The sequence below is a fragment of the Clostridium sp. CM74B_53 genome, from assembly GCF_036318045.1.
Taxonomy (GTDB): Bacteria; Bacillota; Clostridia; order Lachnospirales; family Lachnospiraceae; genus Pilosibacter.
The window spans coordinates 207,382-226,905 of the sequence record NZ_JAWQDE010000005.1 but is presented as its reverse complement, the minus strand read 5'-3'; the positions used below and the strand labels follow the sequence as shown (position 1 = coordinate 226,905).

Sequence of the window (19,524 nt, the reverse complement as noted above, 5' to 3'; positions counted from 1 at the left end):
GTTAGGTTTTGTTCTGAATGTTCTCATTCATGGTCTAAACCAAAGACCATTTTTATAAGAATTTTCAGGGTTTTACATACTGTTCAGTTTTCAAGGAACTTTGTTTCGTTGTCGCTTTCGTTCTCAGCGGCAACTCGTTTATTCTATCATACCGTTTCCAGTTTGTCAAGAACTTTTTAAAACTTTTTTTGAGAGATTAAGAAGTTTTCTTAATGACTCTTAATAAGTTTTGCCCTGTCGCTCAAGGCGAGTATTATAATATCAAATCCCCGGACAAAAGTCAACCGTTTTTTTCATTTTTTTAATTTTGGATCATTCCGGCATCATATCAACGTAACCTTCCTGATCTGTCTGCCTCATAAAGTAATCCTTATCATTATAACGTCCTGCACCGCTGCCCCTATTTTTTGGGGGGCATCCTCACCCATGCTTGCACATCCAAATTCGGGACTATCTTCCACTCGTCAGATCGGCATCGGCGTCTGTGCCAAAATTGAAATAATCGCAACTGCTGCCAAAATACCTGCGATGACTGCCATCGCAATGATGATTTTTTTTCATAGATGTTCTTTTCCTCACTTTCCACCCCTTATACATGCTCTTTGCAATCGTAGCGAAACGCATCTGCCATCACTTTATGCCCGCCAGTGCCAGAAACTTTTTATCTGACTGAATGCCCTGGGTCAAAAACTTTCCATCCCGGAACAGGGCATAGGTGGTGACCGGTGCAGGTACATTCTGTGCGGCTTCTTTGTTAATAATGTGAAATGCCTGAAATGGAATGCTGTGTTCCTTTGCCGCTTCCAGTACCTTCGGCACCCAATAATAGGTGAAAGGACACTGGTCGGTGTAGTAGAGGACAAAACCCGTTTCACTGACTTTTGGATGTCTGGCACAATCTTTGAATCTCGGCTGATCCGCATTCTCTGCAAAGAGCAGGTACATGAGGTTGATCCCACAGTCAGATATATCCGCGACTTTGAAGCCTTTATACTTCAGAAATTTCGGATCAGCTAAAAATTCCCGTTTCCGTCCCTCGGCGCACAGAATGCAAATACCTTTCTTTCCCTGTTCTTTCGCGTCCCGGATACACTCGGAAAGCAATTCTGAGGAATAGCCGTGTCCCTTCATGGAGCCGGAAACCCAAAGGCAGTTGATATAAAGCCAGCCTCCTGCTTCAATGGGCACCCATGCGTTTTCCGCTGGAATATATTCGATAAAGCACTTTCCACGCTCCTCACTTCGATAAAAGACAAGTCCCTCATCAAAGCGCTGCTTCAGCCACTCCTTTTTTGCAAGAGCCTGCTTGCCGGACATGGCGCAGCAGATATGCTCCCTGTCGATGTTTTCTTTTGTTATATGGATATATTTCATCTATCATCACCTGACTTTCTCCATGTTTATTGCATAATTTTAGTGCTTCCGCAAAGCCGTCCGGTTCCGTTTCCGGCATTTCATATTCCGCGGCACGCTCATAGTCCATCCTGTTCATCTGTTCCACAATCTTCTCAAGAATTTCCTGTTTACTGGAATGGTACTTATACAGGGCCGCTTTTGTAAATCCCAACTGCCCCACAATATCATTCATAGATGTCCCTAAGTAACCGTTCTGTGCAAAAACCTCCAGAGCAATTCTCAAAATCCGTTCCTTCAGTCATAATGTTCTCCTCAGCAAAGTAACCGTTCGGTTACTCCAACATAGTTATCGATCGATTACTTATCAAGAGCCAATGTAGACATTGTACTTTTCGATCACGGTTGGGCAAAAGAAAACTGGAAACAAATTGAACCCGAAACAGTGTTTTATTATTTTTACACTGATAAGATACAAAAAACAAAATAGTTCCCAAAAATCCTATTCCATGTATCAATAAAAAGCGCATTTACATTATTCCCCCTCACAATCTGATTCCCAATTCATTACATATTCCGTTTCGCCGGTGAATTCATCCATCCTTTCCGACTGGATCGTAAATCCTTCTCTTTGGTAGAAAGACATTGCCCTGACATTCTTCTGATATACGTTTAACTGCAATCTGACTTTTTTATCCTTGATATAATCCAGCAAACTTTTGCCTATACCATGTGACTGCATTTTATCCGAAACAAAAATACCTTCAATAGTATTCATCCCTTACGCCTAAAAATCCATGAATCATTTTATCATCTTCATACATGTATACTTCTGCCTGTGGCAGCATTTCTTTCACTCGTTCATAATTACTTGTCCAGTATTGTTCTGAAATAAAAGAATGTGCTTTCAGATTGGTCTTTAACCATATGTCAGCGACTCTATTTATATCTGTCTTCCGTAACTTTCTAATCATAGCAATCCTTCATTTCCTACATATTCAAAAATCTTGAGGTATCTTCGGTTACACCCGTGATCTTTATACTGTCAGCTTCCACATGGCAACTGTAACAGACGATCTGAACACCTGCCTTTGCAGCCTCCACAAGCGCCTTCTTAAACTCCGGCTGTGCCGCCTCATTCGGCAGCACCCGATGAATTCCATTCATCTGAATTACGAAGGCGATTGCTGTATGGCAGCCTTCCTTTGCAGCCTTTGTCAGCTCGTGTAAATGTTTTACCCCCCGCTCCGTTGGTGCGTCCGGAAACAATCCGATGCCCGGATGCAGATCATCCGCCAGCGTACAGCCCTTCACTTCCGTCAGAAATTTTTCTCCATTTTTTTCCATGTAAAAATCAATTCTGGAGTCTCCGTAAGTATATTCTGCCTTCACAAGATCATAATTCAGGCTCATGTACAGCTGCTTCATCAGAGCATTCGGTGCCAGACTGTCAATATTCACCCATTTTAGCTTTGGCTTGTATACAGAAATCAGATCGTATGCCGTTTTTCGGTTCATATTCAATGACTTCTGCAGCGTCACCTTCGCTTTCGGCACCAGAAGCTCCCGCAAACGCCCCGTATTTTTCACATGAACCAGCTCTGTCTCCCCATCGATCAAAACCTCCGCTGTGAAACGGTTGATCCTGCGGACGAAGCTGCCTGCAACGGTATTCTCATAAATGCAAGAAAGCGGCAATGCTTTCTGAACTGTCCTCATTTTCCATACTGTTCGTTCCAACCTTTTCAATGTTCTGCATTATCTGATTCGTTCAAAAAACACCCCCGTTAATTTTCCAACAAAGCATGTGATCGTTGCAGATCGACAAATCATTGTTTAATTATATCTTCATCATACTTAGTTAAACTGACTTCGTCAACGCTTTGGAAGCACACTGCCATTTGGATAAAATGTCCTGCTGCTTGGGAAATATAGCCTTTATCGGCACATTCCAGTGCCTTGATAAGGGCAACCGGAACACTTTCCGCGATTTTCTTTTGTCACTAAGAATGAACTGCCGGGAGACTGTTTCCTCCATGGTGTAAGAAGTCAGGATAAGAAAACTTCTGAATAGGTATACATTGCATTCATAAAAAAAGGTTCTGACATTGAAGCACAGCTCCATGTCAGAACCCATTTATTTCACAAATTATTTTTTGGGGTTGCGTCGCCCGGTGTTTTCCGAGCCACGCACTTCCTCATGGTAAAAGTAATCCACAATGACCGGGTGCCCAGGCTCTGCTCGTCCGTAGGGCAGCTCGTTGTCCACGAAGGGACAGCTGTTTTCTTTCGCCAGCCGTTCCGCTTGATCCTCCAAACCACGGAAGTAGCTTCTGTCTCTCTTGTTGTAGATAGCGTCGTACAGCGGAACCAAGTCAGGATATTTTTTACGTATATAGTCAAGGATGTCTTTTTTGAATCCGCCTCGCAGGTTTAGATTTTCCAGCCATACCAGGTCGCACTGATTTCTGACCTGATGGAAGATAGCCTCAAAATCCGTGATACCGGGAAAACCGGAGCAATAAAGCATACGGTGCGGATACCTGCGTCATAAACCTGCTTCATGGCATCCAGCCGTCGCTTAATGCTGACGGCATTGTCCATATCGTTTTTGAAATCCTCGTCCAGCGTATTGATCGACCAGGAAACCGTGACCTTTCCCAGTTCTTTCAGGAGGTCGATGTCACGGATTACCAAGTCTGACTTGGTACAGATGAGAATTTCTGCCTCGCTGCCCCGGAGCTGCTCAAGAAGTTTTCGGGTGTTCTGAAACTGAGCCTCCTGGGGCAGATAGCCATCGGTCACTGAACCGATGACTACGCGCTGCCCTTTGTACTTTTGCGGATTTTTGATTGCCGGCCAATGTTTCACATCCAGGAATGTACCCCACGGTTCGGTGTGCCCGGTAAATCGCTTCATAAACGAGGCGTAGCAGTATTTGCAGCCATGGGTACAGCCCACATAAGGATTGACGGAATAGCCTCCCACCGGCAGGGTGGATTTTGTCATAATATTTTTGGTTTCTACATCCTGAATCAGAATACTGCTCTCTCTCACTTCTGCCATGTCTTCTGTTCCTCCAATACCCGGTAAAAAGCCGGGGGAAATTCTTGTACCATCTGTGCCTCTCCCATGATAGGAAGCAGATCTTCCTTCATGAATACAAGGATGCAGTCTTTAATACAAACAGCCACCGCTGACGCCTCCTTACCGTTTTAAAATTTAGCCTTCTACCGCAGGCGCAACTTTCCCGAAGCCGTTCCAGGCATACAGCCCCTTCTTGTCCTCATCGCCCAGGAACTTGTCCACCTGACAGATGTGCAGGATATGGTCGCCAACTTCCACCGACTGCTGCAGGGTGGCCACCATCGCCAGACGGGTATCCACCGGAATCTGGATGTCACTGCCCTCCACAGCCATCATCTCGATGTTGTTGTCGGCCACCTTGTCGGTCTCGGCACCGGTAGATGCTCCGCAGGCCATTACTGCGCCTGCCAGACTCTCACCGGGAACAGTGACAATGACTTTGCCGGTCTCACGCACACGCTTGCCGGTGTGGGACTGTTTGCCAGTGGCGAAGCCCACCATAGGCGGATTGAAGGAGAGGTAAGACACAAAGCAAATGGGAGCCAGGTTCGTAGAACCATCCTCCTTTTTAGAGCAGATCAGTGTCAGCGGATTGGGGGAGGTCAGAACAGTAGTCTCCATAATGTTCAGTTCTTTCATAAAATTCAGACCTTTCTAAGAAATTTCAGTCGTTGACTGCATGGTCAACCAGTGATATATTTATTATATCTGATAGCAATTTTTGTTCAAGTACGCAAATTATTTATACCTGGTATCAAAAAATATACTGCAAAAGACGAGGAAAGATCCAATTATGACTTATGAAGAATTCAAAGAAAAGGTTGGCAGTGTCATTCTAACCGGAGAGGGAAACTGCCCGGTCACGCCGGTGGTTCAAATGCTGCAGGGCAAATGGAAACTCCAAATTCTTTATGAACTGTGCATCAAGTGCCCCATGCGGTTTGGGGAACTAAAAAAAGTTCTCAAACCCATTACCAACACAGCTCTGACCAACGCCCTGAAGGAGCTGGATGCGGACGAATTGGTTCAGCGTATCCAATATAATGAAATGCCTCTGCGAGTGGAGTACTCCCTCACCGAGAAAGGACGGGATCTCCTGCCTGTTTTTTATGCTATCTCTCAGTGGGGTATGAAGTATATCCCTTGAATAAATTATCCTTGAGGATTCCATCCAAATATAAGAGTTGCCGGAATGGTTTGATGATCTGTCAAATAATTCCGGCTTTTTTTAAGAAACCGTACTCAAATCTATCTTATCGGCTTCCTTAACAGGTCTTAATGGGCGGCAAGGTGTTCCCGCGGCAACACCCCCCGATTAGGAATTGCATACTGTTCTGCCAGTTCCTGATAGTATTCCGTCCGCAGCACGGTGATTTTAACCTTTTTATGCATTCGTATAGTCATTTTGAACCTGCTCCGAAATCGTCATGCCTCGCACGCCTCCCGGAGAGCAGGCAGCAGCTCATCCAGCCGCCCGTCCAGTCCGAAGGACTTCTCTTTGATATTGTCCGCAATGTAGATCTCACCCAGATTGATGGTCACATAAGTGGCGTTTGGCTCGCTGGCCACCAGGCGCATCATCGGAGCCTTGATCAGCTGATTGCGCCAGCCAATGCCCAGCTCCAGAACCACCAGTTTCTTCCCGTGGCAGATTTTCAGAAAGTTTTGGAACCGTGCCTGGGCTGCGGTATCCGGAATCATTCTCTGACCCGCGCCCATGTGGATGTCCATGGGACCGCCGCACTTGGGACAGCGCGGCACCAACTCTGTAGGCACATGGCCGCCCTGTTCGGCAGCCGATAATTTTTCGACCACCTCTAAACTTGAATAGAGGGTGTCGTGGCAGGGGCGGGCACACTGCATCGTAAACCAGTTGCCCTCGATCTCATAGATTTTCGTCGGATCGAAGCCACACAGTTCAAAGTGACCTTCTCCGTTTGATGTGACAACAAAGTAATCTTTCTCTCCCACAATGGCCTTCAAATCGTTCATCACCGGCGTAGGCTGGTACTGCCCGCAGTAATGATGGATGAGCCGGGCCCAGAAGGCCCATTTTTCCTCCTCGCTGGGCCATCCTGCCATCATGCCCTGCAAAATATACCCAAGGCCGTATTTCCGTTTAAAATCCCCAAACAGTCTTTCAAAGGCCGCATTGTCCGCAAACAAATGCAGTCCTTCGGTGATGGACAGGCCGTTACTGGCTCCGATCAGGATAGCGTCCGCTTCTCTGAATTTTTTTGCAATAGGGTTCCAATCAATCATGTTCGTTCGCTCCTTTCTATTTTATGGTTGCTGCGATGGATCGCGTCTGCCGGAGGGCAGATAGAGTTTCCGTGCATCCCGTAGCACTTGAGCAATGTCGGCCACAATGGTCATGCCCTTGTCCTCCAACTGCTTGGGCAGGAAGTCATACTTGTCGTTGACGCCGATATATCGGGCATGGGGAAAGCTGAGTGTCAGGTTCCAGAAAGGCTCCTGGATAAACATGGGAGTCATTCGGCCAACGCCCAGCTCCAGGAACAGAATTTTGCTGTCTTTGTGTTCCAGTACGTAGCGAGAAATTTTTTCGTACTGTTGTTCATATTTCTTTCCTTGCAGGAAATTCCCATATCCTCGCACCCATGGGAATGCCTCACCGCCGCAGTGGGGGCACCGGGGAATGAGATCCGTAGGAATCTTCGTGCCATCCCCCATAGCGGCTACCATATCAGCCACAGGCTTTACCGCATCCCAGGTGTCATCGGTACAGCAGGCGGCACACTGGAAGAAGCGGTGATCCCCCTGGATTTCCGCCACCTTCTCCTCCGGGTAGAGTTTGACAAACTGGGTATCCTGGTTAGTGGTGAGGATGAAGAAGTCCTTGCCTTTCAGCAAAGCGTCTAAATCCAGATAGGGATGACGCACAGGTGCGGTCTGGGTGGTGTGAAGGAAGGTGGCGAGATACCCCCAATACTCTTCCCTTGTCTTCCAGGGGTGCATCATCCCTGCAAAAGCACCTTTGAAGTGGTACTTCTCAGCAAAAGGCCGGAAGTATTTCCGGTAGGAGTCGTTGTCCTCGTAGTAAAAATTTCCGCCACCGGCAGCGGACAGGCCGGAGGCCCCGCCCACTACCACACAGTCAGCTTCCTTTACCTCCTGTACCAACCGATCGATCTGTTCGCCATACGGAAGCGGCTTTTTGTCAGTCAACTGATAAGGCGTACTGCCGGAAGCATAGATATGATAGTGCCTGGAATAATTCATCTGGGTCTGCATGACCAAATCATCATAGAAGTTCATTGTCACCATTCCTTTCGAGTTGGTGTTATTTTTATTCTTACTTCAAACCATCTTAGCATCCTCTTGCATTACTGTCAATATGCTGTTATAATAAAAATAACATCAAAGCAAAAAAGGAGATCCGTCCATGAAATATCCCACCCGCCTTAGCGATGCTGTTCATATTCTGGCTTTTATCGCTCTGTACCCAGACTGCGACCTGACCAGTAACAAGCTGGCAGAGAGCATTCAGACGAATCCTGCCTATGTGCGTCAGCTCATGTCCGCCCTGCGGAAGGGTGGACTACTGGTCAGCGTGAAGGGACATCCCCGACCTGCTCTGGCTCGTGAGCCGGAGAAAATCACTCTGCTGGATGCCTATCGGGCCGTAGAGGGCAACAAGCCCCTACTCCATCAGGACATCCACACCAATCCTGCCTGTGGCGTGGGTGTAAATATCCAACTGGTGCTGCGGGATTTTTATTTGGACATTCAAAAAACAGCGGAACAAAGAATGCAAGAAATTACGCTGAAAGATGTGCTGGAACAATATCACATGAAACTCTTCCATTTGGGACAAAAATTCTTCTGAACGGGAAATACAGAACCTCCTTGCGGGACTATACTGAGAACCGGAGAGGCCTATACCCCGTATTTTGCAAATGATTGAAGAGGATCGCTACTGCAAGAAGCCATCCGCAATCCCATCCTGTTCCGATTTAGAGCATATTTTTGCCCCACTCTTTTCTGCTCCTGTGTCCGTTCGAATCCCCCTCTTGAAATTGAAGGTGCTGGAAATTTTGATTTATTTGAGCAACATGAAATCGGAGCATAAAGAACTGACTCAATACTTCTCCCAGCAAACCGAATTGATAAAAGAAATTCATCAACAGTTGACAGAGCACTTGGATCAACGATTTACGATTGCAGAACTTTCCAAACAGTATTTGATAAACACCTCTACTCTAAAGGAGATATTCAAGGCAGTCTACGGCCAGCCTATCGCCACCTATATGAAGGAATTTCGGGTGCATCAGGCTATGAAATTATTACGGGAAACAAATGCCACTATTGCGGATATTGCTTCCCAGGCAGGCTACCAAACCCAGGGAAAGTTTTCAAGCGCTTTTCAGTCTATAGTCAAAATGTCACCCAGAGAATACAGGAAAATCCAGAGTATGGCTCCATCTGATTCCTTTAGCAAAACACTGTAATGAGAAATTCTGGTAGACTACTGCCAGCAAAGCCTAACACAAACATAAAAAGCAGAACATTGCAGCATTAGCAATGCTCTGCCTTTTTATGTTCCCTTTTTCTTGATGTTGGCTGCCCTAATGGTCTCAATTCCTTCTGCTGTACCACTGGACAGTATCTCCCGATTCAGCAGTTTACCTTCCTGTATGATGATTTCCGTTCCACCGCGCCGAATAATAAAGGTATCCTTCAATTGAGTCTTTTATTTGACTCAGTTTTTCATAGATTATTTGACACTACCATCACACACGCTCAAATGATAGATATCTCGTCCCCTGAAAAGTAAGTTTTCCAATGTCTCCTTCTGCCAGCATTCCATATTCCCTACCGGAAACCTGCAATTCCATCCGATCACCGCTCTCCACCTGAAATGTTACATAGTAACTGGTACTCGAGATCGTATGATACCCATGCGCACCAGATGGATCACCTCCATTTGGGTGGCTGTGATGCGATACGTTTTCTCGCTTTGCAACTACAGTTGCGCTCACCGACAAACGCGGTGACTGATTGTTTTTATGCCATGTTCCGATTCCTGTCACAAACTGGAAGATGATCATGCCGAAAACCATTACGAAGATAATTGGAAACATAAACTCAAACAGCATAAACATATGACTCACCCCTTCTTCATCTTTCGCTTTATGATTACTTTAAGCGCGAAACATACGATGATCACCGCAAAAGAAGCGGCGCAATACAGTAACGCTTCCGTATACCACGGTGCAGAATTCGGTTCGTATAGTTTCGGAAAGCGCTTATACTCATAGAAATCCATACCCGTTTTAATCACAATCACGTAGAAACTCGCATAGATAATATATTTTAATAAATCGTAGAATTTATTCATGCCATCGCCTCCGCGATATACTGTTTTGTCCTTTTGGCATCGACAAATCGGAATTTGTGGAGAGATTTCCTGAACTTTCATTATTTTACAGGTTTTTCAGCCAATTAGATAGTGAAATGATATGTATTTTCCCTTATTTTTGCCCTTGTGAGGAATCCGCAAGGGAAATAAGGGGATTTTTTATTAAGCGTTGCTCGCTACTTTATCAAGAAGTCTTGCGGAATCCCGCTTTGCTTTTCTTGTTGAGTGAGCGTAAATGTTCATTGTGGTACTGACATCGGAATGTCCTAACAGTTCCTGTACATCTTTTGGAGCTGCCCCGTTTGAGAGCAGGTTGCTGGTGTAGGTGTGCCATAACTGGTGAAAGTGAAAATCTTCAAATCTTTCCAGCTTCTTTGACACTGACCTACATACAATGCCGAGTGTACTCGGCAGTTCCAGACTGTCATCCGGTCTGAGGCAGACAAAGGATATTTCTTTATAATCTGCTGGGACTTCCTGCGTTCCGTCAAGGTGATAGTATTCATAATACACCCTGTTTTTTACATGAACTTCTTTGTAGTAGTTGCGGTGGTAAAGTTCTCCGTACTGCATCCGGCTTTTCAGTTGTTCCCGTCTGGCTGTTTTCAATATTTCAGTCAGCGTATCTCCAAAATCAACAATCCTTACTTTTTTTCGCTTGGTTGTTCCAATCACATTTTTATGCTTTGCACCGTCGTAACGGATACTGCGTTTTATGGTCAGACATTGTTCTTCAAGGTTGATGTCCTGCCATGTAAGACCACAGGTTTCCCCGATACGAAGTCCTGCATAGTATGCAATCTGGATTGGAAGGATCGCAGGTGGATTTTTCTTTTCCAGGTACTTGATAAGCCGTTCATAATCTTCGTGTGAGATCGGCTGTGTGCCTTCTTCGACTTCATCATCGGAAAAGAGATCAACTTCCTCTGCCTGCCTTTTCAGCTTAATATACTGCATCGGATTGAAACTGATTAACTGTTTTGGAAGGCCTCCTATGATTTATATTTTACCATAGAAGACCTTGCTGTTATTAGCTATTTACAGAAAAAGTTCTACTCAAATAACAAATTATTCTATTTTTCTCATTTAGCAAATCTGTTTTAATAGCGTTGACAAATGTGTAAAATGGAACGCTACATTGAATACTGTGCAAAAGTCACCTCGAAAATCGTTCCCCCTGTCTTGCCTGATTTGATACAAATACTGCCATCATGTACTCTAACGATTTCACGGACAAAAGCAAGACCTAGCCCTACGCCACCCAGCTCCCGGCTTCTGGATTTATCCACACGGAAGAATGGCTCGAACACTCTCTCCCTAAGCTCCTTTGGTATTCCGCTTCCCGTATCTTCTACAGACAGATAAACATGCTTGTTTCTCTGATATGCGGTTACTGTAACCTGTCCGAGCGGATGATTATATTTGATGGCATTCTCAACCAGATTGTATACAAGCCTGTAAATAAGGATATCACTGCCTATCATAGTGGCATCCTCACATTTTCCAATCAGCTTTATATTCTTTTCCACGGCAAGAGGCTCAAGGTCTGCCAAAACCTCTTCAACAATAGCATCCAATATAATTTTATCATCCCTCCCCACCGTCTGAAGCTCACTCATGTCAAGAAGAGTCTTTACCATCCTGTTTAATTTATCAGTTTGTTCCGTAACCATTTTTATGGTCTGCAAAGTGTCTGCATCATTTCCCGGGTGAGAGGCAGAATTATATAAATCAAGCTGTACCTGCATTAACGCTAATGGAGTACGCAGCTCATGTGCTGCATTTGCAGTAAACTGTCTCTGTATCTCAAATGCTTCCGACAGACGCTCAAGCATCTTATTATAAGAAATACCCAGCTGGTTCAGTTCCTTAACATTGTTTTCCTCTATTCTTGAATCAGACAGATTCTGAGCCTGTACCTCTTCAATTTTATCTGAAAACTCCCTGATTGGTCTGAGTGCATGCCCGCTTATAAAATAAGTGACGACACCTCCCAAAAGCGCCAGCAAAACCGTGATTATCAGACTGTTTCTTTTATAGTCGGCCTTATTATTGTACACCTGAACCGAAAATTTATCCGCAAACTCATCCCACTTATCGTCCGGTATGCTGATATATATTTCATCTGATTTGTTTCCTTTTTCATCCCCCTGTGACTCTACCGCATCCTGCAGAGAATCGATGTAATGCACACCATTTTTATAGACAAACATAGTCAGGCAGCCACATATAATAGCAATACACAATGTAGTAATGCACGTAAGTCTCCACTGTAGCGACATTCTTTTCATCTATCAGACTTCTCCCGTATTTTATAGCCTTCACCTACCTTGTTCTGAATGGGATCATATCCCAGCTTCGCCTTAAGCTTTTTTCTAAGTGAAGACATATGTACCCTGATTGCTCCGCTAAAGCTGTCTGCCGCGGCATCCCACACATGCTCTATCAGCTCCTCCTGACTCACCGGTCTGCCTATATTGATAAGTAAATATTCCAAAATACCATTCTCTTTTCTTGTCAGTGGAACCGGCTCTTCCTTTGCATATGCCTCGCGTTTAATCGTATCAAACTTTATTTCTCCGCATTTAAGACATATATCATTCTGTACAAATTTCCTTCTTGTCAGGCTTCTGATACGTGCCTCAAGCTCCTGCAGATGGAATGGTTTTTCCATGTAATCATTTGCTCCTGCATCCAGTCCCTCTACCTTATCAGCAATTTGACCTCTTGCAGATAATATCAAAACCTTAGTTTCATCATTGTATTTTCTAAGCTCCTTAAGAAGCTCCATGCCATCCATCCCCGGCAGATTCAAATCCAAAACTATCAGATCATAATTCTCCGACAGTATACATTCAAGAGCCTCTTTCCCATCATAACAGGTATCCACCTCATAACCGGCAGCATACAGACTCTTTGCAACCATATCACATATTTGTTTCTCATCCTCAACAATTAATAATCTCAAAATGTTCTCCTGCTTCTTAACAATAATTTTACAACCTATATTGTATAATACCAAAGTCAGCTGGTCAACAATACAACAAAAAGGAGCAACATTATGTTGAAATACCAAAAAACATGTCAAATCATTCTGCTTATCCTTGGTGTATCCATGATAAGCTATGGTGCAGTCAGAGGTGAGGCGGCTACAGTGCTTGGTAAAGCAATAAAACTATGTCTGGAGTGTGTCGGAATTGGATAAGGAAAAGAAATTACTATCAAGAAAACTGGCAAAAATACGTGGCTGGATACAGGCCGCAGCAACGCTGCTGACCAATATTCATATTCCAAATTTATTTAAGGGTAAAATATATCAGGGCAATGCAAAAACAGTATGCGTACCCGGATTAAACTGCTACTCCTGCCCTGCCGCGACAGGAGCCTGTCCAATAGGGGCATTTCAGGCAGTTGTCGGATCATCAAAATTTAAGTTTTCATACTACATAACCGGATTTTTTATTTTACTCGGTGTAACTCTCGGCAGATTTATATGTGGTTTTTTGTGCCCATTTGGATGGTTTCAGGATTTACTTCATAAAATCCCCGGAAAGAAATTATCCACAGCCAAACTAAAGCCTCTTAGGTACCTAAAATATGTCATTCTTATTGTTTTCGTTATACTTCTTCCGATGCTTGTAACGAACTCTATAGGAATGGGAGACCCGTTCTTCTGCAAATATATCTGTCCTCAGGGTGTTTTAGAGGGTGCTATACCGTTATCTATTGGAAATGCTGCTATCCGTTCTGCGCTGGGAAAGCTTTTTTCTTTCAAGTGTATGATTTTAATTGCAGTGATTGTACTAAGTATCTTATTTTACAGGCCCTTCTGTAAATGGATTTGTCCGCTTGGAGCAATCTACTCATTATTTAATAAGGTCAGCCTGCTCAAAATCACCGTTGATAGCAGCAAATGTGTCGGATGCGGTCAATGCTCAAAGGCATGTAAGATGGATGTGGATGTGTGTAAGACACCGGATCACCCCGAGTGCATACGCTGCGGTGCCTGCATAAAGGCCTGTCCGAAGGACGCCATCTGCTACTGGTTTATGGGAAAATCATGTCAAAAAAATGACAACAGATAGCTATTAAACATTTTACGTAACTATTCAGTACCTTCATAGTTACGAGCAAAAATCCATTCCAGATCAGCTTCGCTGATGGGATTTTTGCTTCCTAGCCTATGTGTTCTTACGGTCAGCGCAGCATGTGCGCAGACCTACTGAAAAGTTACCATTTTACTATTATTTTAAAGGAGAAATTACTCATGAAAAACAAATTATCATTTATTTCTATTTTTACACTCTGCATAGCATTATCACTTACAGCATGTGGCATAAAGCAAGCTTCCACAACAGATTCTAAGAACACTCAGACTGAAGCCGGCTCAGAAGCATCTGGCAAATCAGATTCCAGGCTTGATGATTTATATCAGCAGGAAAATCAACTTTTTGCAGATCACGCTGATGTGTGGAACAAGGCATTTGGCATGATGAACAAAAGTGACGCCGATCCAAACGGAAATTATGCTGATTATCTTGTCGGTACCGTAGAATCAAACAAGAATTCATTCACAGACGATGAGCTTAAAACACTTAATGAGGATATTGAAACCATACGAAAAATCGAGGAACAGATAGCAGAGCTTGAAAACAAAAATACATCATCAGACGATAACAAGAAGGACAGCTCTAAAGCCTCATCTGTATTCAGTGATTTTTCCGGTGAGGATTTTGATGGCAATAAGGTTGATGACAGCCTGTTTTCCGGTAATGCAGTAACAGTCGTCAATTTCTGGTTTACCGGCTGCAAACCATGTGTCGCTGAATTATCCAAGCTTAACGAATTAAATGATGCTATCAAATCAATGGGCGGAGAAGTTGTTGGCATCAACACTGAGACCTTCGATGGCAATAAAACAGCTATCAAAGAGGCTGCCTCTGTTCTTGAAAGCCAGGGTGTCAAATATCGTAATCTGTCAATTGACTCCTCTAGTGCTGCCGGTAAATATGCCTCAGAAATCATGGCCTTTCCAACAACTATACTTGTTGACAGAAATGGCAATATTGTAGGCGAACCAATGCTCGGCGGAATTGATAACAAGGACAACTATGATGCCCTTATGAAGCAGATTCAGTCTGTAATTGATGCAGACAGCACAAATAAATAGAGGTCTACATATAAAAAGCTCCTGTGCATTGCACAGAGAGCTTTTTCTGAACATTACTATAATGTCAAGGAATCTTCTGCATCTACCCACATCTGTAAATTCCCATCAAGATACAGTCTCGCATATTCTAGTGGTTCATCAATGGCAAGTGTGTTTAATGCACAATCTGATCCGGGTGTGGTTCTCAAATTCTTTTATTTGCTACAAAAATCAGAAGCATTTCAATCAGTTCACCATGTCACTTTTATTTTGTGTTATACTGTTTTATATAATTTTTTTGGTCTCCGCTGCCGCTTCGGTCGGCACAGAGCAGAGGTCCACCGGACCTCTTGTGCCCTTGTATTTTCCCTTATCAGAGTTCGTAAACACTGGTGGGACGATATAACGCAAGGGAAACAATAAGGGAAAGCTCACCTGCGACAAATCCAGTGTTTTCAATGGTTTGCGGAGAATTTAATAACAAAATATAACAGTTATTAAATTTCTTAAAACAGGTGAAATCTCAATCGGAATTTGTCTCACATCAACAGTTTGTCTAGTTCGCAAAGAAGCTTACTTTTCAGTTCTTCAAGTTCCTCAGCGCTAGGTCTGTTATCATCAGCGTACATCTTATCCCTCGGGTACCACCAAACAGGTCCTCTGCCGTTGTTTCCATAGTTCTCTATATCGCCGGTCATCCTCGGAAATAAATGCCAGTGAATATGTGCTCCGCCATCCCCGTTTCCCAAACATTCATAATTCATTTTTTGTGCTCCGAAAGCTTTTTTTACGGCTTCAGAAACAAGTGTCATTTCATATAAATGCTTTGCTCTCACTTCTGCATCAAGATCAAATAATTCAACAACATGGGTCTTATATAGAAACAAAGTATACCCTTTAAAATGCTGATAATCCCCAATCACCACATATCCTGTTTCAAGTTCCTTTACAAAAAATGGGTTGTTGCCAACTCTAGTTTCTTTAATCCTGTCACATACAAAACACATAAATATTCTCCTCCACAAATTCCGAATTGTCGTTCCCAGTATGCCATGCCTTCTCCCCGCAGAAAAGCATGGCGAAAAACAAAAATGTCCCCGGAGAGCTTGTGCGTATGTTTTTTCAGCGTTTTCGATCTGAATTTCTCAGAACAGAATATCCTCCGGCTTGAACTTATCTTTTTCGGTAATGGGGCGGATCACCTTGCAGGGCACCCCTGCAGCGATGACACCGGCGGGAATGTCATGGGTGACGACGCTTCCCGCCCCGATAACCGAGCCTGCCCCGATGGTAACGCCGCCGCAGACGGTGGAATTTGCACCGATCCAGACGTTTTCCTCCAGCGTAATAGGTGCTGAGGTGCCAATGCCGTGGCTGCGCTGCTCCGGGTCGATGGCATGACCGGAGCAGGCAAGGCATACACCGGGGGCAATAAAGGCACCTGCTCCGATGTTTACCGGAGAGGTATCCAGAATGACACAGTTATAGTTGATGACCGCCAAGCCGTGAGTATGGATGTTGAAGCCATAGTCACAGTGGAAGTCCGGCTGAATGCCGGTCATGGGAGAGCATGTGCCCAGCAGGGTCTGCAGGATGCTGCGCCGCTTTTCCTGTTCGTTGGGAGCGGTGCGGTTGTACTCCCAGCACAGTTGCTTTGCACGGTTCTGTTCCTCCGTGGGGGTGTTTTCATAGCCGCTGACGTAGGCGGCAGGGCGTTTCATAATATCCAGAGCGTTCATCGTGTTTGTCCTTTCCATACAGTGTTTTCTCAAGGATTATACCACATTCTCTGTCGGTGTGTAATAGGCTGCTCTTCCCGCCCTCATTTGTTTGTCCGCTTGCAGGACTACCTACTGTTCGTTTTGGTTTTTTCAGTGCTCTGTGCAGCCGGATTGAGGCAAAAAAATACCCCGTTGGTTTCCCAACGAGGCATCAAAGACGATTCTATTCTGTGTTCTGTAAACTGTTATCCGTTTATCTCCTGGTGACCATTTGAGTCACGGCCAATGCATCAAAGTCTTTGTGCTGTGATGCAGAGTATTTTCATGGGGTTCCATCATCTAAAAACAGTTTTTCCGTTTTTATTCTCTGATTGTTATTGGGTCAAGTCAATCGAATCCTTGCTGACATGCCCTTGTCTGTTCAAATATCTATATTAAGGTGTCTCGTACATTGCTTTTAATTCTTCCAGAATCTTTTCCTTTGTTCTGCCAACCAGCCCCAACTGTTTAATATCCACGTTTTCATTTTTCATACGCTGGACAAACTCTTGAATATCGGCATAAACTCCTTGGGGAGCCACTACCTTGGCGGTGGGATCAATCAACTCCGTCAGACGGAAAACATCATTCTTATGTTTCTTGATATTTTTGCTATCAACGTGTTCTCCTGCGGCCTTACGATCTGTCAAATCCATCCACGCTTTTGCCTTAAACGGAATCAAATATGCCGCATCCAAGACAGTCACTCCATCAACGGTGACTTTCCCCTGCTTCAAAAATTCATAGTAATCATCATCCAAAAGAATAGCAGACAGACTCGAAATATCTTCATCCATCGGTAACGGTGTTAGCACTGCATCTTCTGGAAGTTGGATGGCATCCAGCTTTCGCGTGAAAAGTTCAATCATTGCAGGATACTGATTTGTAATCGGGTGACTAAACCGATAAAACTGCGGCACACCCGAACTTTTGTTGCAATGCTCATATCCCGCCTGTTTTACATATTCCCAAAATTTCTTTCCGAAATTTGCGTCAACTGCTTCTATAATCAAAACAAGGTCAATATCCTTTGTCGCACGGAAGTCCAGTCCCTCCTCCGTCATCAGAATGTCACACGCAGTTCCACCAATGATAGCATATTGTTCTTCACTGCCCTTGAACCATTCCTTAAAGCTATCAATTCCTGTAACCATCTATCTTTCTCCACAGTTCATTCAACATTTCTTCTACTGCTTCTTCAACCCGTTCATCTGCATCTTCTCTCAATGCCAATGCCAGCGAAAGCTCATCTACAATGTTTCGCGTGGACAATTTTCGTGGATTGTATCTCCACATCTCTACGGCCACTTGCACCAACGAATTCTGCAAGCTATTGGTCATAACATCTTTCCATTGAGAGATTCTTTCTGCCGCATAACATCTGACATTCGGTGTGTTCAACATGGAATACTCTGCCAACGCCGAATATCCACTTTCCAACAGCTCTGTTCCCACCAATTCTTTCGGAATGTAAACCGTTCGTTTTATTGGATTCAGCAACATATCTCCTGCTTTTTGGAACAGTGTTTTCGGAGAATCCTCAGATTGCATGATCCTCTGCACACCGACTTTTCTGATATGCAGCAATCCCATTTCTTCAAGCTGTCTTGATGCCCTTGATATAGAAGTAGGTGTCAGTTCCAAGTCCTTCGCAGCTTGACTTGTAGATAGTTCCTGTGCGCCTCCATAAATGAAATGCAGTAGAAGCATCTGCGCCGATGGAAGCATTTCTTCCCTTGTCTTTTTTTCGGCGCTGCACCGTTCCTGCAAATACACTGCCATAAAGGGCAAATAAATTTGCTTTCCATCTACAATAAATGGAATCTTCTCACGAATCAAATATTCTTTCTGGCGAAAGCTAAGTTCTTTTAGCACCAGCACAACAGGCAAGTTCTCATTTTTCTGTATCCGAGCAATATGTTTTTTCAGTACTTCAATCTGCTCCAGTTCTGTCTTAGGATAAAGAAAAATCATTTTCTGTTCATTCATTGACACCATCTGTAAACGGTACCTTGTGGCTATAAAATTGGGCAAATGCTTAAACTCTACATCATCATAGGTAACCTTGACTCCCAGAACTTTATCGAGATATTCCATGTCATCACCTGCAATCTTAACTCTTTTTCTGTATTATAACTCTTTTTGAGTTAAAATGCAATATTTGAGTTAAGAGCAGTTAAAAATCAACATTATTAAAAATTATTTTTACAAAAAACCGATGCAACATGAGCATTACACCCACACTGCACCGGACATTCCATCATCAACTGCTCTGTCTATTTTCTTCTTCCTTCTGCACTTCCTGCTCATGCAGCTGCTCTTTTTTCTACTCGTCCCCTTTCAGGATTTCCTGCACAGTCTCCTGTGCTCCAGGCCAATCCTGCATACAGGACAGTTCGATCAGCAAATCACTCATGATCACTCTATCATGGGCACAGCCAATGATAAGTCCTATGACACAACCCATGGTAACTTAGAGGATGACACCCATCAAGATATCCACCAAGTTAGCCACCAAGATTCAACGCCATCAGCAGTTATATTGCACCCAATCCCCCATTTCCAACTCGTTCAAAAGCGAATCCTGCGGAAGCGAGGCAAACACATCATTCTCGACCGCACAGCGTAAAGAGTCTGTATTTCGTTTCAGTACATCCGATGCAGAAACAGCAGAAACCTGATATACGCCTTCCTCCAGATGTTTAAAAACACATAATATGCCGCTTTATCTCAAATACTCCGTAAAGAATGAGTTAAGCTTTTCAAACGGAATGATCTCCATCTGATCATAA

The 19,524-nt window shown here is 44.0% G+C and carries 22 protein-coding genes and 3 pseudogenes; 6 read left to right on the top strand and 19 right to left on the bottom strand.

Features of this window, described 5'->3' with window-relative positions; genetic code table 11:
* Positions 1 to 630 precede the first annotated feature (630 nt).
* From V2546_RS06505 to V2546_RS06470, 8 genes and pseudogenes are all read right to left on the bottom strand, one after another.
* Positions 631 to 1,374 carry a GNAT family N-acetyltransferase gene (locus V2546_RS06505; protein ID WP_329751877.1) on the bottom strand — a complete coding sequence of 248 codons (744 nt, stop codon included), beginning with the start codon at positions 1,372 to 1,374 and terminating at the stop codon, positions 631 to 633.
* Positions 1,265 to 1,639 (bottom strand): helix-turn-helix domain-containing protein, encoded by a 375-nt coding sequence (locus V2546_RS06500; protein WP_329751876.1) that lies wholly within the window; start codon positions 1,637 to 1,639, stop codon positions 1,265 to 1,267. Before V2546_RS06500 ends, V2546_RS06505 begins: the two co-directional genes overlap by 110 nt.
* A 249-nt stretch (positions 1,640 to 1,888) precedes the next feature.
* Complete coding sequence (locus tag V2546_RS15685; protein WP_486463568.1) at positions 1,889 to 2,131, bottom strand: GNAT family N-acetyltransferase; 243 nt, start codon at positions 2,129 to 2,131, stop codon at positions 1,889 to 1,891.
* Complete coding sequence (locus tag V2546_RS15680; RefSeq protein WP_486463567.1) at positions 2,118 to 2,327, bottom strand: GNAT family protein; 210 nt, start codon at positions 2,325 to 2,327, stop codon at positions 2,118 to 2,120. The genes V2546_RS15685 and V2546_RS15680 overlap by 14 nt, the downstream gene beginning before the upstream one ends.
* 16 nt (positions 2,328 to 2,343) lie before the next feature.
* The gene (gene sfsA / locus V2546_RS06485; protein WP_329751875.1) at positions 2,344 to 3,072 is read right to left on the bottom strand and encodes a DNA/RNA nuclease SfsA; all 729 of its coding nucleotides are present in this window, start codon (positions 3,070 to 3,072) and stop codon (positions 2,344 to 2,346) included.
* A 430-nt stretch (positions 3,073 to 3,502) separates the two neighbouring features.
* A pseudogene (locus V2546_RS06480) lies at positions 3,503 to 4,419 on the bottom strand (radical SAM mobile pair protein B).
* Positions 4,407 to 4,547: a hypothetical protein gene (locus tag V2546_RS06475; RefSeq protein WP_486463566.1), complete on the bottom strand. Its 141-nt coding sequence runs from the start codon at positions 4,545 to 4,547 to the stop codon at positions 4,407 to 4,409. The pseudogene V2546_RS06480 and the gene V2546_RS06475 overlap by 13 nt, the downstream one beginning before the upstream one ends.
* Before the next feature lie 28 nt (positions 4,548 to 4,575).
* A complete protein-coding gene (locus V2546_RS06470) occupies positions 4,576 to 5,079 on the bottom strand; it encodes a flavin reductase family protein (protein ID WP_329751874.1) in 504 nt (167 codons plus the stop codon).
* Positions 5,080 to 5,233: 154 nt separating this feature from the next.
* Here V2546_RS06470 and V2546_RS06465 point away from each other — a divergent pair, with 154 nt between their 5' ends.
* Positions 5,234 to 5,587, top strand: coding sequence for a helix-turn-helix domain-containing protein (locus tag V2546_RS06465; RefSeq protein WP_329751873.1), 354 nt, complete (start codon positions 5,234 to 5,236; stop codon positions 5,585 to 5,587).
* Positions 5,588 to 5,865: 278 nt separating this feature from the next.
* Here V2546_RS06465 and V2546_RS06460 read toward each other — a convergent pair whose 3' ends face one another.
* Positions 5,866 to 6,702, bottom strand: coding sequence for an NAD-dependent protein deacetylase, SIR2 family (locus V2546_RS06460; RefSeq protein ID WP_329751871.1), 837 nt, complete (start codon positions 6,700 to 6,702; stop codon positions 5,866 to 5,868).
* 21 nt (positions 6,703 to 6,723) lie between these two features.
* A complete protein-coding gene (locus V2546_RS06455; protein WP_329751870.1) occupies positions 6,724 to 7,719 on the bottom strand; it encodes an NAD-dependent protein deacetylase in 996 nt (331 codons plus the stop codon).
* 127 nt (positions 7,720 to 7,846) lie between these two features.
* On the opposite strand from V2546_RS06455, the gene V2546_RS06450 reads away from it, so the two are divergent.
* On the top strand, positions 7,847 to 8,290 hold the full coding sequence (locus V2546_RS06450; protein ID WP_118533510.1) for an Rrf2 family transcriptional regulator: 444 nt from the start codon (positions 7,847 to 7,849) through the stop codon (positions 8,288 to 8,290).
* A gap of 70 nt (positions 8,291 to 8,360) precedes the next feature.
* Positions 8,361 to 8,912, top strand: a complete 552-nt coding sequence (locus tag V2546_RS06445) for an AraC family transcriptional regulator (protein ID WP_329751869.1) — start codon at positions 8,361 to 8,363, stop codon at positions 8,910 to 8,912.
* A 282-nt stretch (positions 8,913 to 9,194) separates the two neighbouring features.
* Here the strand turns inward: V2546_RS06445 and V2546_RS06440 are convergent, their stop codons facing one another.
* From V2546_RS06440 to V2546_RS06425, 4 genes and pseudogenes are all read right to left on the bottom strand, one after another.
* A complete protein-coding gene (locus V2546_RS06440; RefSeq protein ID WP_329751879.1) occupies positions 9,195 to 9,566 on the bottom strand; it encodes a DUF2500 domain-containing protein in 372 nt (123 codons plus the stop codon).
* Positions 9,567 to 9,985: 419 nt separating this feature from the next.
* Positions 9,986 to 10,807, bottom strand: a pseudogene (locus tag V2546_RS06435) (site-specific integrase); the annotation flags it as partial.
* A gap of 149 nt (positions 10,808 to 10,956) precedes the next feature.
* Positions 10,957 to 12,036: a sensor histidine kinase gene (locus V2546_RS06430; RefSeq protein WP_486463565.1), complete on the bottom strand. Its 1,080-nt coding sequence runs from the start codon at positions 12,034 to 12,036 to the stop codon at positions 10,957 to 10,959.
* 74 nt (positions 12,037 to 12,110) lie between these two features.
* Positions 12,111 to 12,791: a response regulator transcription factor gene (locus V2546_RS06425; RefSeq protein ID WP_182426874.1), complete on the bottom strand. Its 681-nt coding sequence runs from the start codon at positions 12,789 to 12,791 to the stop codon at positions 12,111 to 12,113.
* A gap of 93 nt (positions 12,792 to 12,884) precedes the next feature.
* Between V2546_RS06425 and V2546_RS06420 the strand changes: the two genes are divergently transcribed.
* The 3 genes from V2546_RS06420 (at position 12,885) to V2546_RS06410 (ending at position 14,993) form a co-directional block, all read left to right on the top strand.
* Positions 12,885 to 13,028, top strand: coding sequence for a CD1871A family CXXC motif-containing protein (locus V2546_RS06420; RefSeq protein WP_009263530.1), 144 nt, complete (start codon positions 12,885 to 12,887; stop codon positions 13,026 to 13,028).
* On the top strand, positions 13,021 to 13,908 hold the full coding sequence (locus tag V2546_RS06415) for a 4Fe-4S binding protein (protein WP_329751864.1): 888 nt from the start codon (positions 13,021 to 13,023) through the stop codon (positions 13,906 to 13,908). The genes V2546_RS06420 and V2546_RS06415 overlap by 8 nt, the downstream gene beginning before the upstream one ends.
* A 182-nt stretch (positions 13,909 to 14,090) precedes the next feature.
* A complete protein-coding gene (locus V2546_RS06410; RefSeq protein ID WP_215703394.1) occupies positions 14,091 to 14,993 on the top strand; it encodes a TlpA disulfide reductase family protein in 903 nt (300 codons plus the stop codon).
* 56 nt (positions 14,994 to 15,049) lie between these two features.
* On the opposite strand, the pseudogene V2546_RS06405 reads toward V2546_RS06410, so the two are convergent.
* The 5 genes and pseudogenes from V2546_RS06405 to V2546_RS06385 all read right to left on the bottom strand — a co-directional run.
* Positions 15,050 to 15,187: pseudogene (locus V2546_RS06405) on the bottom strand (DUF6061 family protein); the annotation flags it as partial.
* Positions 15,188 to 15,511: 324 nt separating this feature from the next.
* Positions 15,512 to 15,979: an HIT family protein gene (locus V2546_RS06400; protein ID WP_117471164.1), complete on the bottom strand. Its 468-nt coding sequence runs from the start codon at positions 15,977 to 15,979 to the stop codon at positions 15,512 to 15,514.
* A gap of 138 nt (positions 15,980 to 16,117) precedes the next feature.
* Positions 16,118 to 16,711, bottom strand: a complete 594-nt coding sequence (locus V2546_RS06395) for a sugar O-acetyltransferase (protein WP_117472610.1) — start codon at positions 16,709 to 16,711, stop codon at positions 16,118 to 16,120.
* A gap of 416 nt (positions 16,712 to 17,127) precedes the next feature.
* On the bottom strand, positions 17,128 to 17,886 hold the full coding sequence (locus V2546_RS06390) for a hypothetical protein (protein WP_329751862.1): 759 nt from the start codon (positions 17,884 to 17,886) through the stop codon (positions 17,128 to 17,130).
* Positions 17,870 to 18,829, bottom strand: a complete 960-nt coding sequence (locus V2546_RS06385) for a MarR family transcriptional regulator (protein ID WP_329751861.1) — start codon at positions 18,827 to 18,829, stop codon at positions 17,870 to 17,872. The genes V2546_RS06390 and V2546_RS06385 overlap by 17 nt, the downstream gene beginning before the upstream one ends.
* Positions 18,830 to 19,524: the final 695 nt, after the last annotated feature.

Excerpts from the sequence above, each read along its gene's own strand:
- V2546_RS06420 (WP_009263530.1), top strand. The coding sequence starts at position 12,885 with ATGTTGAAATACCAAAAAACATGTCAAATCATTCTGCTTATCCTTGGT.
- V2546_RS06400 (WP_117471164.1), bottom strand. The coding sequence starts at position 15,979 with ATGTGTTTTGTATGTGACAGGATTAAAGAAACTAGAGTTGGCAACAAC.
- V2546_RS06390 (WP_329751862.1), bottom strand. The coding sequence starts at position 17,886 with ATGGTTACAGGAATTGATAGCTTTAAGGAATGGTTCAAGGGCAGTGAA.
- V2546_RS06385 (WP_329751861.1), bottom strand. The coding sequence starts at position 18,829 with ATGGAATATCTCGATAAAGTTCTGGGAGTCAAGGTTACCTATGATGAT.
- V2546_RS06460 (WP_329751871.1), bottom strand. The coding sequence starts at position 6,702 with ATGATTGATTGGAACCCTATTGCAAAAAAATTCAGAGAAGCGGACGCT.
- V2546_RS06445 (WP_329751869.1), top strand. The coding sequence starts at position 8,361 with ATGATTGAAGAGGATCGCTACTGCAAGAAGCCATCCGCAATCCCATCC.
- V2546_RS06395 (WP_117472610.1), bottom strand. The coding sequence starts at position 16,711 with ATGAACGCTCTGGATATTATGAAACGCCCTGCCGCCTACGTCAGCGGC.
- V2546_RS15685 (WP_486463568.1), bottom strand. The coding sequence starts at position 2,131 with ATGAATACTATTGAAGGTATTTTTGTTTCGGATAAAATGCAGTCACAT.
- V2546_RS06470 (WP_329751874.1), bottom strand. The coding sequence starts at position 5,079 with ATGAAAGAACTGAACATTATGGAGACTACTGTTCTGACCTCCCCCAAT.
- V2546_RS06450 (WP_118533510.1), top strand. The coding sequence starts at position 7,847 with ATGAAATATCCCACCCGCCTTAGCGATGCTGTTCATATTCTGGCTTTT.
- V2546_RS06430 (WP_486463565.1), bottom strand. The coding sequence starts at position 12,036 with ATGTTTGTCTATAAAAATGGTGTGCATTACATCGATTCTCTGCAGGAT.
- V2546_RS06505 (WP_329751877.1), bottom strand. The coding sequence starts at position 1,374 with ATGAAATATATCCATATAACAAAAGAAAACATCGACAGGGAGCATATC.
- V2546_RS06465 (WP_329751873.1), top strand. The coding sequence starts at position 5,234 with ATGACTTATGAAGAATTCAAAGAAAAGGTTGGCAGTGTCATTCTAACC.
- sfsA (WP_329751875.1), bottom strand. The coding sequence starts at position 3,072 with ATGAGGACAGTTCAGAAAGCATTGCCGCTTTCTTGCATTTATGAGAAT.
- V2546_RS06455 (WP_329751870.1), bottom strand. The coding sequence starts at position 7,719 with ATGAACTTCTATGATGATTTGGTCATGCAGACCCAGATGAATTATTCC.
- V2546_RS06440 (WP_329751879.1), bottom strand. The coding sequence starts at position 9,566 with ATGTTTATGCTGTTTGAGTTTATGTTTCCAATTATCTTCGTAATGGTT.
- V2546_RS15680 (WP_486463567.1), bottom strand. The coding sequence starts at position 2,327 with ATGATTAGAAAGTTACGGAAGACAGATATAAATAGAGTCGCTGACATA.
- V2546_RS06410 (WP_215703394.1), top strand. The coding sequence starts at position 14,091 with ATGAAAAACAAATTATCATTTATTTCTATTTTTACACTCTGCATAGCA.